This window comes from Paraglaciecola sp. 25GB23A (assembly GCF_040012495.1).
Taxonomy (GTDB): Bacteria; Pseudomonadota; Gammaproteobacteria; order Enterobacterales; family Alteromonadaceae; genus Paraglaciecola.
On sequence record NZ_JBDYKM010000001.1, the window covers coordinates 572,561 to 584,510 of the forward strand.

Annotated in this window: 12 protein-coding genes; 8 read left to right on the top strand and 4 right to left on the bottom strand. The window is 40.3% G+C overall.

Features of this window, described 5'->3' with window-relative positions:
- The first annotated feature begins 48 nt into the window (after positions 1 to 48).
- Positions 49 to 636 carry a hypothetical protein gene (locus ABKW31_RS02460; protein WP_348614621.1) on the top strand — a complete coding sequence of 196 codons (588 nt, stop codon included), beginning with the start codon at positions 49 to 51 and terminating at the stop codon, positions 634 to 636.
- Between the two features lie 309 nt (positions 637 to 945).
- Here the strand turns inward: ABKW31_RS02460 and ABKW31_RS02465 are convergent, their stop codons facing one another.
- Positions 946 to 2,418 (bottom strand): DUF3336 domain-containing protein, encoded by a 1,473-nt coding sequence (locus ABKW31_RS02465; RefSeq protein ID WP_348614622.1) that lies wholly within the window; start codon positions 2,416 to 2,418, stop codon positions 946 to 948.
- A gap of 271 nt (positions 2,419 to 2,689) precedes the next feature.
- On the opposite strand from ABKW31_RS02465, the gene ABKW31_RS02470 reads away from it, so the two are divergent.
- From ABKW31_RS02470 to ABKW31_RS02480, 3 genes are all read left to right on the top strand, one after another.
- Positions 2,690 to 3,907 (top strand): DUF445 family protein, encoded by a 1,218-nt coding sequence (locus ABKW31_RS02470; RefSeq protein ID WP_348614623.1) that lies wholly within the window; start codon positions 2,690 to 2,692, stop codon positions 3,905 to 3,907.
- Between the two features lie 48 nt (positions 3,908 to 3,955).
- Positions 3,956 to 4,612, top strand: a complete 657-nt coding sequence (locus tag ABKW31_RS02475; RefSeq protein WP_348614624.1) for a TetR/AcrR family transcriptional regulator — start codon at positions 3,956 to 3,958, stop codon at positions 4,610 to 4,612.
- Between the two features lie 79 nt (positions 4,613 to 4,691).
- Positions 4,692 to 6,152: a wax ester/triacylglycerol synthase domain-containing protein gene (locus tag ABKW31_RS02480; protein ID WP_348614625.1), complete on the top strand. Its 1,461-nt coding sequence runs from the start codon at positions 4,692 to 4,694 to the stop codon at positions 6,150 to 6,152.
- Between the two features lie 71 nt (positions 6,153 to 6,223).
- Here the strand turns inward: ABKW31_RS02480 and ABKW31_RS02485 are convergent, their stop codons facing one another.
- Both ABKW31_RS02485 and ygfZ read right to left on the bottom strand, forming a co-directional pair.
- A complete protein-coding gene (locus ABKW31_RS02485) occupies positions 6,224 to 6,709 on the bottom strand; it encodes a peptidylprolyl isomerase (RefSeq protein ID WP_348615180.1) in 486 nt (161 codons plus the stop codon).
- A gap of 73 nt (positions 6,710 to 6,782) precedes the next feature.
- A complete protein-coding gene (ygfZ, locus tag ABKW31_RS02490) occupies positions 6,783 to 7,709 on the bottom strand; it encodes a tRNA-modifying protein YgfZ (RefSeq protein ID WP_348614626.1) in 927 nt (308 codons plus the stop codon).
- 161 nt (positions 7,710 to 7,870) lie between these two features.
- On the opposite strand from ygfZ, the gene ABKW31_RS02495 reads away from it, so the two are divergent.
- The 3 genes from ABKW31_RS02495 to ABKW31_RS02505 are packed head-to-tail and all read left to right on the top strand — an operon-like array spanning position 7,871 to position 9,452.
- Positions 7,871 to 8,122: a succinate dehydrogenase assembly factor 2 gene (locus ABKW31_RS02495; RefSeq protein WP_348614627.1), complete on the top strand. Its 252-nt coding sequence runs from the start codon at positions 7,871 to 7,873 to the stop codon at positions 8,120 to 8,122.
- Positions 8,109 to 8,546, top strand: coding sequence for a protein YgfX (locus ABKW31_RS02500; RefSeq protein ID WP_348614628.1), 438 nt, complete (start codon positions 8,109 to 8,111; stop codon positions 8,544 to 8,546). The genes ABKW31_RS02495 and ABKW31_RS02500 overlap by 14 nt, the downstream gene beginning before the upstream one ends.
- Before the next feature lie 6 nt (positions 8,547 to 8,552).
- Positions 8,553 to 9,452 (top strand): MaoC/PaaZ C-terminal domain-containing protein, encoded by a 900-nt coding sequence (locus ABKW31_RS02505; RefSeq protein ID WP_348614629.1) that lies wholly within the window; start codon positions 8,553 to 8,555, stop codon positions 9,450 to 9,452.
- A 39-nt stretch (positions 9,453 to 9,491) separates the two neighbouring features.
- On the opposite strand, the gene nadB is transcribed toward ABKW31_RS02505, so the two are convergent.
- Positions 9,492 to 11,105, bottom strand: a complete 1,614-nt coding sequence (gene nadB, locus ABKW31_RS02510) for an L-aspartate oxidase (protein ID WP_348614630.1) — start codon at positions 11,103 to 11,105, stop codon at positions 9,492 to 9,494.
- A 243-nt stretch (positions 11,106 to 11,348) separates the two neighbouring features.
- On the opposite strand from nadB, the gene rpoE reads away from it, so the two are divergent.
- Positions 11,349 to 11,930 (top strand): RNA polymerase sigma factor RpoE, encoded by a 582-nt coding sequence (gene rpoE / locus ABKW31_RS02515; protein ID WP_348614631.1) that lies wholly within the window; start codon positions 11,349 to 11,351, stop codon positions 11,928 to 11,930.
- Positions 11,931 to 11,950 lie beyond the last annotated feature (20 nt).

Genomic DNA, 11,950 nt, shown 5'->3' on the forward strand with positions numbered 1-11,950 from the left:
TCAACGACTCTGAGAGTCGTTGAACAGATTTTCAAAAGGAGAATCAAAGTGAAAAAAACTCAATCATTTGAAACAATAGCCCATAATGGTGTATTGGCATCGGTAGGTGTGGTTGATTCCGGTAAAGACAAAGTTGTGCAAAAACTAGATCAGTTATTCGAAGAAAGTACATCATTTTTCAATAACTTACTTATCAAAGGTGAATCTGTTGAAGCTCAACTGCAAGCAAAATTGAAGGTAGGGAAAATGATGGATGACAAAATATCAGCGGTATTAGCTAAATTTGGTTTTGGCCAATCTAAGCGAGATGCGCAGTTAGAAAAATTGTCTGACCGAGTAGACAACTTAATTGATGTTGTTGCAAAGTTAGTACAGCAAAAATCACTAGAGAAAAAAGCTCAAGAAAAGCCTGTTGCGGTCAAATCTGCTGCAGTTGCTAACACTATTGTGGACAAAGAAACACCAACCGCTGTAGCGACTAAACCGGCAGCGAAAAAGCCTGCTCCGAGAAAAGCTCGAGCGCCCAAGGCAGCTGCAAAAACAAGTGAGCCTGCTGAAACTAAGGTGACTAAACCTCGAGTACGCAAGGCAGTCAGTAAGCCAGCCAGCAAGCCAAGTACACCGAGCGCTGAATAAACACAATTTGCTTAGGTTTGCTCATTAACAAATAAAATTTTATATGGTGCTTTTATTAAGCGCCATGTTTGATTATGGTTAAGCAAATACCACTCTAATTCTGTTAAATTTCCGCTCAATTAAACGACTGTGAGTGATATTTAATTAACGCTAGACCCTTTCCCCGCGACTCACACAGCTAATCAGCCTTGCTTTGAGCGCAAGCAACAATCAATGATGCTCTTAGCGATACTTGCTTATTACACATAAACCTTATGCAACACCAGACCAATATTACCGAAACCAGTCTGGTGTTTGACGTAAGTGATATTACTGATTAACCACCTTGAGTTTTACCGGATTAGTCAGAATTTTTGCCTCTCTTTGTTTCAATAATTTCAGATAAATACGTAAGGTTTTACTGATCTTAGTATTACGCTTAATTAAGTCTAATTGTGGCCAGGTGGCTCGTTCACCGTTATGAATGAGCTGGGTAATGCTTTTTAAACTTGGATTGGCAGCTATATACTTGAGATTGGTAAAATTTGCCTCAGGTAAGATATTGATGTCGCCCACATACTGCTGGTCAATGATTGAACGCAATTTATGGATCCCTAATTTAGTTGGACTATGACTAATTACATTTTCTAATAAATCAAAAGCGAAGATACTGTTGAGTTTTATAATGTTAGCAGAATGACGTAAAGCAAGACCAAGGACTCCAGTGGTGTCACGTTTGTCTCTCGCCAAAAACGGCACAGCAATAGGGTTGGTTTGACTGACAATACTATGGTTAACGCCATAAAGGCGAGCAAGTCGTTCGAAAGGCAGGTCAGCCATGATAGAGCCATCGGCAAAACGTCGATTAGGAATGTAAGGCACTATCTGACCAGCTTGATTTTTTGCTTTTAATTGTACCGGTTCAAAGATAAAAGGAATGGCACAAGACGCCCTTACTGCTTGAGTAATGATGGCATTTGGTGAGGTTTTAGCATTGAGAAGGCGTGAAAACTGATGCAAATCTGCCGCAGAAACCGTCACTGTCATGTGACGTCCAGTGTGTCGGTAGGCTTCTTCAAAGGTAGTTAAATCAAATAATTCAATCAGAGCGTTTTCAAGATTGGTACTACTGAGCAAACTTTCCTGACCAAAGCCCTGCCATAAACGCCATTCTCTGAATTTTTCATAAATAAGCTCTGGTTGTAAAGAGCTTATTAATTCTGCATCAGTGCGAGTGCCCACTAAGGCTGCAATGATTGACCCAGCGCTGGCTCCGGAGACCACTTCAGGCAGTAGTTCGTTTTCTACCAATGACTTAACCACCCCGCCATGGAAAAATCCCAAGCCTGCCCCACCACTTAACATTAAGCAGGTGCGTCCAAAGGCATGCGCGGTTTCATCAAAAAATGATAATTTTTCATAAAAATCAATTTCGTCTTCATCAGCATCATAGATAAACTCTAGGGCTTCGCAAACTTGTTGAATAAACTCTTCAATTAAACGTTTTGTGCCTATTTTGGCATGACGATTTAGTGCAGGCGCAGCAATTTTACCTAAGTTACCGTGCAGACCTTCATGCAGTATATACATAAGGCCCGCAGCATCACCTCGAGCTTTAGCCTGTTTTATGCGTTGTACTCGCTTACGTATCAGTCGATAGTCATAATCACTGCTGGCATCTTGCGCTTTCCATTCTTGCGCCCCTGATAGTTCATCATGCTCTTCACATGCTTGTTTATATTCCTGATAATTTGCGGCGTGTTTGATGACATTCTGAAGTTCAGAAAGCCTTTTGTTTGACATGAGTCAGCCTCTTTTTACTACAATAGCGGGATATAATCGTAAAAAATTAGAAAATGCTACCCAAAATTAGCAATTTATTAACAACTTAGCGGCCTAGATATTTTATCTTCAATCTAATCTTTTGTTTTTAAACATAAAATTGTTTTAAGAGCTCAAGCCTGTTTAATTCGAAATATTCATATTTTAGATTGACCATTCTAAATGCAATGGTTAGCCTCATTAGAGACTTATTATTTTTCAGACTACTATTGAATAGGCGTGTTTGCTATATATGCAATTACTTGAGCAACTTTTAACTAATCTACCGTTATTGTCTATTCCAATTATTAGTGCATTTGTTGGTTGGTTCACTAATTTTCTTGCGGTCAAGATGATGTTTTATCCTATCGAGTTTATTGGTATTAAACCGTTTCTAGGGTGGCAAGGCTTAATTCCAGCTAAACGTCGGGAGATGGCTGAGATTGAAGTAGAATTAGTCCTTGGCAAACTACTTAGTGTTCAAGAGCTCGCGGCACGAATCGATCCAGTAGAATTAACCAAAGCTATTGAAAGGCGCTTAAAACAAGTAATACGTAAAGTGGTTAACGAAGTAATGCAAGAGGCAGCACCACAATTGTGGGCGTCCTTGCCAGTGCAAGCTAAGAATTTGGTTTATGCGCGGGTGGAACATGATATTCCCAACGTTGTGAGTAAAATGGTCGGTGATTTCAAACATAACATTGAAGAAATCGTTGATATAAAAGAACTTGTGGTAACACAGTTAGTAAATGCACCAGAATTAATTAATGAGATATTTTTAAAGTCCGGCGCCAAAGAGTTTCCGTTTATTGAAAAATCAGGTGCCTACTTCGGCTTTTTATTTGGCTTGCCAACAATGGTCGCGTGGATCTACTTTCCGCAGTGGTGGGTGTTGCCCACTGGAGGATTAATTGTCGGTTATTTGACCAATTGGATCGCTCTAAAAATTATTTTTGAACCCAAACACCCTGTAAAGTTTTTGGGGATTACTTTTCAAGGAATGTTTTTAAAGCGTCAAAAAGAGGTATCTCGGGTTTATGCAGATATTATCGAATCTAAATTAATGACCTCAAAAAATATTATGGAAATCGCTCTGCATGGTTCAGGTTCTGGACAGCTTCTTGAACTTATTGAGATGCATGTTAATGATGCAATTGAGCGTTATGTCGCCATGGCCCAACCTTACTTTGGTTTAGGTGTTGGTTCAGAACGATATTTCCAAATGAAACAACTCGCCGTTAAACGCATATTTGAAGATTCTGAAAAATATCTAGCTTATGCCTATGAATATACAAATAAAGCTTTACGTATCGGCGACGACTTATGTGAGCGAATGCAGGCTCTATCACCTGAAGAGTTTGAAGGTGTGCTACGACCGGCTTATGAAGCGGATGAGTGGAAACTGATTGTAACTGGGGCGCTATTGGGTATGGTAGCGGGTTTTATCCAGCTGTATTTAGTCTTTATGTAGTGCATAGTTCTGGGATAATCACTAGTTTGATAGCAAGGAAAAAGATAAATGAAAACATCGGAACGAATATTGGTAACGTCACTGGATATTTTTAATCAGCAAGGTGAAACCAATGTGAGCAGTGTTGAAATCGCGATGGAACTCGATATCAGCCCCGGTAATCTTTATTATCATTTTAAAGGCAAGGAAGTCATCGTTGCTGCTTTGTTTGAGTTGTATCAAGAGCAAATGCGCAGCATATTAGAAGCGCCTTTGCGTAGTGATTCCCATGCTTTGACTATTGAAGAGTTTTTTTATTATCTTTATTTAATTATTGAAAAGAATCATATTTTCCGATTCTTGTATCGCAATCCGATGGATTTGACGGATAAATATCCCAGTGTTGCCAAAGGATTTTCAAAATTAATGCTGGCCCAAGAACGCTGTATAACAGAGTTGCTGGCGCAATTTGTTGTGCAAAAAAGTATCAATGCTACACCGGCGCAATGCGCTAATATGGTAGAGGTTATTGGCTTGGTATTTAGTCAAGCAGTAAACTATTATGCTCTTAAAGGGCAGGATTTAAATGATGATGGCTATTTATATAAAAGTTTGTCGGCAATTTTATTTGTCCTGCTTCCTCATATAAATATTGCAGAAGGCGAATTGCAGCGTTTACAAGACGCATTAGCTAATCATGCATTTGTCCAAGAGTCTTCGCTTTAAAAAATAAACAAACTGAGTGATCACCAAGTTTAGCCAATGATCGCAGCAGTCGTTATTTTGCATTAAAAGGAAGTAGGTTGTGAGTAAAAAAATTAGCTTTTTAGATAGAACATTTTGGATCACCGAAACTGAGGATAATCCAAAGCATGTAGCCAGTTTGCAAATATTGCAGAAACCCGCTGATGCAGATAGTGATTATGTGCAGCGTCTTTTCAAAGAGTTACATGCACATTCAAATGCTAAACCCCCTTTTAATTGCGTCGTCCGCCGTTTTCTTGGTTTTCCTCTCAAGTTAGTGTCCGTTGCCCAACTGGACATGGATTATCATGTGCAGATGCATGTGGTTGAAGATATTAATGATCGCCAAGCCTTGCATAAGTTTGTCGCTGAGCTTCATCAAACCTGGTTAGAAAGAGATAAACCACTGTGGCAATACCACTTAATCAGTGACGACAAAAGTAAGCAGTTTGCCATTTATGTCAAAGTTCATCATATGTATGGAGATGGCGCAACATTGATCCGCTGGTTTCAAGCAGGTTATACCGAGAGTGTAAAAACGGATGAATTTATACCGGTTTGGGCCGCTGATCGCAGCCCACGTAGTACAGTTAAAGTAAGTGTAGTTAAGCAAGTTGGGTTGGGCTTATGGGATTTGTTCATTACCCTTAAAGATTTAGTGTGGATTATATTTCGCCTGATACTCAAGTTACTGCGCATTAACTCAAACTATATGCCGTTACCATTTTCAGGAACTAAAACGGTGCTCACCGGACAAGTTAAAAAGGGTCGGGTGGTATCCACCTTAGATATTGATTTTGCTCGCATCAAGGCTCTGAGTCACCGTGTCCGTGCTTCAGCTAATGAGGTGATGCTGTGTGTTTTTGATATCGGTGTACATCGCTTTTTAAAGGACTATGGGCATACCTTTAAGCGTGCGTTGCATACCAATATGCCGATAAACTTAAGAAAACCCGGTGAAACTACGGCAGGCAATAGAATTGCCATCGTGCCAGTAAAGCTTGCACATGGGGAAAATGATCCTTATTTACGCTTGCGCCAGATAATTGAAAATCATCGTGTCGTTAAACGCGCTGCGCGAGTCTCTCATCCCATGGCGTTTAGTTATTACACGATACTGATCCAATCTTATTCGATGCTTTTTGAGCTATTACATTTATCTGACTGGGTTAAACCCATCGCTAATATTTTAGTGTCTAATTTACCAGGACCACCAAACACCTTATATTTTAAAGATAGTAAGTTGTTGGCAAGTTATCCCATATCAGCCATGACACCCGGTGGTGGAGTAAATATTACTATGGTGAGTTACGCCGGCAAGGCCAATATTGGACTTGTGTGTTGTAATAAAAATATTCCAAGTTTAGAAATAATGAGTCAATATTTTCTGGAGGCATTTGCCATGTTAGAGGGTTGTATTGATGACCCTAGCTTAAATATTGATGATATTGGCGAGCAGATCACAGAAGAGTACTCATCTATTGTTGATGAGCACGATATTGAGCAGACCGTTGAAAAATAAGCTTCAATATTGAGATGGCTAATTAAGCTATTAACCATCTCAAATATCTTTGTGTTCAATCTTGAAATGACTTAGTGACTATGGCCACAGCCATCTTCTGAGTGAGGGTGACCATGAGCAATTTCCTCTTCAGTGGCAACTCTAACTCCAAGTACTTCAACATCAAAATTAAGGGTTAGCCCCGATAAGGGATGATTACCATCAACCACAACTTCATCCTCGGTCACATCTATTACCATCACAGATTGTTCACCGTCATCGGTGGTGGCGCGAAAGGTCATACCTGGGTTGACATCTATATCAGCAAACATTGATTTCGGTACAACTTGTACCAAGGCGTCATGGCGTTCACCGTAGGCCAGCTCTGGTTCCACATCAATAATAAATTTATCACCGGCTTGTTTACCTTCCAATTCGTTTTCTAAACCCTGAATCAAATAGTGACTACCCTGCAAGTAGTCCATGGGTTTGCCTGTGCGTGAAGTGTCGATTTGTGTCCCATCTTGGGTACAAACAGTGAAGTGGATGGTCGCAACTGTTTCGTGTGTAATTTTCATCATTGTCCAAATTTAGTCTGTGCTGATACTTGGCTAAGCATCAAAAGCATGAGTTACCTTAAGCTAATAAATATTAGGTTAATTCGTATGGTTGTGGGAGAACAGTAAAACTCGATTCCGGAGCATCTTTAACTCGCATAACGCTGCCAATCTCAGTATCTGAGGCTAAAGTGGCAAGTAGCCATGTTTGTTCTTTAGTGGTGGCGCTGCGCAAGATGGTACCTGCAGGCCGCCAGTTTTCGCCTAATTGACGCTCAAGCTTGTCTCCAACATGCGCAGATTTTACGCCATCTGCATGCAATCTAAAAGCTGCTCGTTTGTTTTTGCCTAAGTATTTGGTGCGCGCGACAACTTCTTGCCCCATGTAACATCCTTTGGAAAAACTAATCGCCCCAAGTTGTTGTAAATTCATCATTTGCGGCACAAATTCATTGCATGTTTGCGCACGAATATCAGCGATCCCCGCTTTAATATCTTCCACTTCCCAGATGTTTTCTGCGTCTTTTGTGGGTTCAATGTTGACGATACTTTGAGCGTCTTTAGGTTGCAGAATAATGTAGCGCTTGGTCGATCCTGCTAGCAACAAAACCAGTCCATTTTCGTTTTGACAGTAGTCTTGGTGTTTTTCCGGAAGATGGTTAAATACTCTAATAATCTCTGCTTCAATCGCCTTGCCTAAACCCGCAGTCACCCGCCAATCTTTGCTGGCATCAACAATATCTACTTTGGCAAAAACACCGTATTTTTTAAGTTCGCCTAAAGACTTTTCCATAACGGATTGGTGTGTTAATAGTAAAAGTTGTTCTTGCCAACTCATCAGATAACTTACACTCCACGTTTTTCCTTTAAAGTCGCAATGACAAGCCAATAAAGCATTATTACCGGTTAATGCATTTACGTCGGCGGTAATTTGTCCTTGTAGATATTTTTGTCTTTCTGGTCCAGAGAGTTGAATCACGCCTTTATCAGATAAGTCTGTGTAGAAATCGCTAGGGAGCATATTTATCTCTATGTTGTTGAAGTTAATGAGTTTCGTTTGCAAGAATTGGGATCTTAATGCTTCAATACATCCATTAATGTCTTGTTTCGTATTAATGGTATCATGCTGCTAATTTTTCAATGAAATAAAATATATGAGCCAAATAAAAATGAGGAATAAAAATGTTTGATAAACAACGATTGGGACGCTTGAAATGGGCCTGTCGCCGTGGAATGTTGGAACTAGATGTATTGTTTATGCCATTTGTTGAAAATGGCTTTGCCGACCTTGATGAAAAGCATCAACTTATCTTTGAGCGTCTTCTTACTTGTGATGATCCAGATTTATATGCATGGTTTATGGGCCACTTACCCTGTGAGGACAAAGAAATAAAAGCAATGATTGAGCACATTCTGCAACGTGTCAAAGTATAGAATTGCGTTAGTACCATCGAAGTATAAAGTCACTATACAGTTATTGTTTTGGGGCGTAGTTTTGGTTTCCCCTTTTCATTGGCAAAGCCATATAGTGCCTTTTCAATGGCTGATCCAAACTCTTTTTTCTTTAATTATTTTATGGCTCGCGCTGACTAGTCTGCATGAGCATGTAAAGTCTCAACCGCTAACAGTGGACTTGAGTTCAGATGGCGAGTGGCATGAACTAAGCCCTATTGCTCAATCTCATTGGAGGATTAGTCTTAAGTCTAGAATTTCACCTTGGTTTTTGTGGATACACCTCGTTTCGCCGATTAATCCGCAGCAAGCACATTGGCGAGTTGTATACAAAGACCAAGTGAGTGAGTTGGATTATAGGCGGATTTGTCGTGCCATCCTATTTCAACAACAGAGTAAACAATAAACAATTATGTCTGAAGTCAATGCTCAGTATTTAGCTAAGTCACCCAAATTCATCGGGTTAATCCCTCGAATATTATGTAAAAAAAATATCGGCTATCAACTCGGTACTTCTCTACCAGATACCTCTATTTGGCTAAAAAATGTAAAATTTGATGCAAACCATATGGCTTCTTTTAATCATACAGTTGATTGGCAACAGCCAAGCATTCTGCACCCTGGCTATTTGCATACCTTGGCTTTTCCCATACAACTAAAACTGATGTTACAACAGTCATTTCCTTTTTCTATCATTGGACTAGTGCATGTTCACAATAAAATCGAGCAAAGCAAGCCGGTGAGGATAAATGACAAAGTTGATATCTGTTGCAAATTTGGCGAGTTGGTAAAACAAGATGCTGGTGTTTCATTTACCATCAATAGTACATTTTATGTAGATAATGTTTGTGTGCTGAGTGCGCAGCATCAATATTTAAAACGGGAAATTAGGCAGAATAAACCGACACGCACTGTCACTGCTGAGCCAGTATTTTTAGCAACTCCGCAAAGTCAGCTCTGGTCACTAAGCAGTGCACTAGGCAGACAATATGCACGTTGCTCTGCGGACTATAATCCCATTCACTTACATCGACTTAGTGCAAAGTTATTCGGTTTCAAACGGCATATTATTCATGGAATGTGGCTCAAATCTCGGATAATTTCTGCCTTATGCAATCAACAAGATGCTATATTTACATCGCCATTTAGTTGCGAGGTTGAATTTAAAAAACCGCTTTATTTGCCCAATGTTGTGCGCTTTCACAAGCAATTAGTTGAACAGGCGCAAAATTATAAAGGTTTTGAATTCAAGGTCATAAGTGACAACAATAATCTGCCTGTTGAACATATGTCAGGCAGATTACTATTCTAGGTGAATGATTATAGTGGCCCAGCCCGTTAGGCGTTAAGATTAACTGGATTTTCCCGCTATAATAGTGGGGCCCGGATTTTCTAATAATTGTGGGTAATCAATATTATAATGAAGACCGCGACTTTCTTTTCTGGCTTGCGCGCAACGAACAATTAAGTCTGCCACAGTCAGAAGGTTACGCAGTTCTAACAGATTGTTGCTCACTATAAAGTGAGAGTAATATTCGTCCACTTCTTGTTTTAATAAAGCAATTCGATGTTGGGCTCGCTCTAGACGTTTATTAGTTCTGACAATACCGACATAATCCCACATAAATAATCTTAGTTCATGCCAGTTATGTTGAATAATAACTTCTTCATCAGAGTTACTAACCTGACTTTCATCCCATGAGTTAATGGGTTCTATCTCTAGGGTTTCAGTCAGACGTTGCAATATGTGGTCAGCGGCAGCATGCGCAAAAACAATACACTCTAACAACGAATTACTGGCCATACGGTTCGCGCCATGTAGGCCAGTATAGGCGACTTCACCTATGGCATATAAATTATCCAAATCGGTCTTGGCATCAAAATCAGTAACCACGCCGCCACAGCTATAATGAGCCGCAGGCACAACCGGTATTGCTTGTTGGGTAATATCAATGCCTAAAGAACGACATTTACGGTAAATATTGGGGAAGTGTTGCACGATAAAATCACTGGATTTGTGGCTAATATCTAAATACATGCAGTCAGCACCCAGTCTTTTCATTTCGAAATCTATTGCTCTGGCGACAATGTCGCGGGGCGCTAAATCACCTCTTTCATCAAAGCGATGCATAAAAGGGGTGCCGTCTGCGTGACATAATTTAGCCCCTTCGCCTCTCAAGGCCTCAGTTATCAAGAAATTGCGTGCTTCTGGATGATAAAGACATGTCGGGTGAAATTGATTGAACTCCATGTTGGCAACTCGGCATCCTGCCCGCCACGCCATGGCAATTCCATCGCCACTTGATACGTCTGGGTTGGATGTATACTGATACACCTTGCTCGCACCTCCAGTGGCTAAAGCCACAAAACGGCTGCGAATAACCTCGACGCTTTCTCTTTTTCGATTCCATACGTAAGCGCCAATGATGGTGCTTTTGTTGCTACTACTTTTGATCAGATCGATAGCGTTATAACGTTGAAACAAATGAATGTTGGGGTGGTGTTTGACTGCTTCCACTAAGGTAAGCTGCACAGCGGCCCCCGTCGCATCAGCAGAATGCAGGATGCGTCGATGACTATGGCCACCTTCTCGTGTTAGGTGAAAACGGGTTTCGATGCTTGCTGTATCGTGTTCTTTATTGGCTATTTGATCGAAGGGCATACCAAACTTAATCAGCCATTGCATACAGGCCTTAGCTCTAGAGGCAGTAAAATAAACAGCGTCCTCATTACACAAGCCTGCACCCGCATTAAGGGTATCTTCTACATGGCTGTCAATGGAGTCGCTTTCATCAAAAACCGCCGCAATGCCCCCTTGCGCATATTTGGTTGATCCTTCAGATATATCACTTTTACTAAGTACTATAACTTGGCAATGTTCAGCAAGTTTAAGAGCTAGACTGAGTCCTGCAGCACCACTCCCAATAATAAGCACATCACATTGATGTTCGACACTAGAGTGCATACACTACTCGAAGTTAAACGTATTAAGGACAGTCATACTAATTAACAGCTCAAAAATTACAATCATTCCCATGGTTTTTAGGCAATAAATATTGATAAAACGCTCGTGTAATAGACAAATTTCCCGAGTATGCAAATTTTTTGCTAAAAAAATGAGGTAAAATCGAACTTTTATGACAAGCCAGAGTCAATACTTGTGCTTGCATGAGTCGCAGTATTAATTCGTAAAGGAGTAAAGGCTCGAATGAGCGAGCAATTCACAGATCAACAGATAGTTGAAAAAGTGCAGCGCGGAGACAAAAATGCTTTTGGTTTGCTGGTGGTAAAGTATCAGCACAAAGTGGCTTATTTAGTTTCTCGCTATGTAAAAAATTCGGGTGATGTAGCTGATGTAGCGCAGGAAGCGTTTATCAAAGCCTATCGAGCCTTACCAAGCTTTAGAGGCGACAGCGCATTTTACACTTGGTTATATCGAATAGCAGTAAATAGCGCCAAAAACTACTTAGTGGCGCAGGGTAGAAAACCACCAGCCAATGATGTTGATGCTGAGGATGCAGATTTTTATGATGGCAGTGATGCACTAAAAGAGAACAATTCTCCAGAAAAATGTTTGATGTCTGATCAAATGGAGAAGTTGTTGTTTGATACGCTAGAACAGCTGCCTGAAGATTTACGTATGGCGATTAGTCTACGTGAGTTAGATGGAATGAGTTATGAAGATATAGCCAATGTCATGGATTGTCCTGTAGGTACAGTAAGATCAAGGATCTTTCGAGCCAGAGAAGCACTCGATAAAGTTATCCAGCCAATGCTTATGAATGATTAAGCTTTGGTTAGAAAAATTTT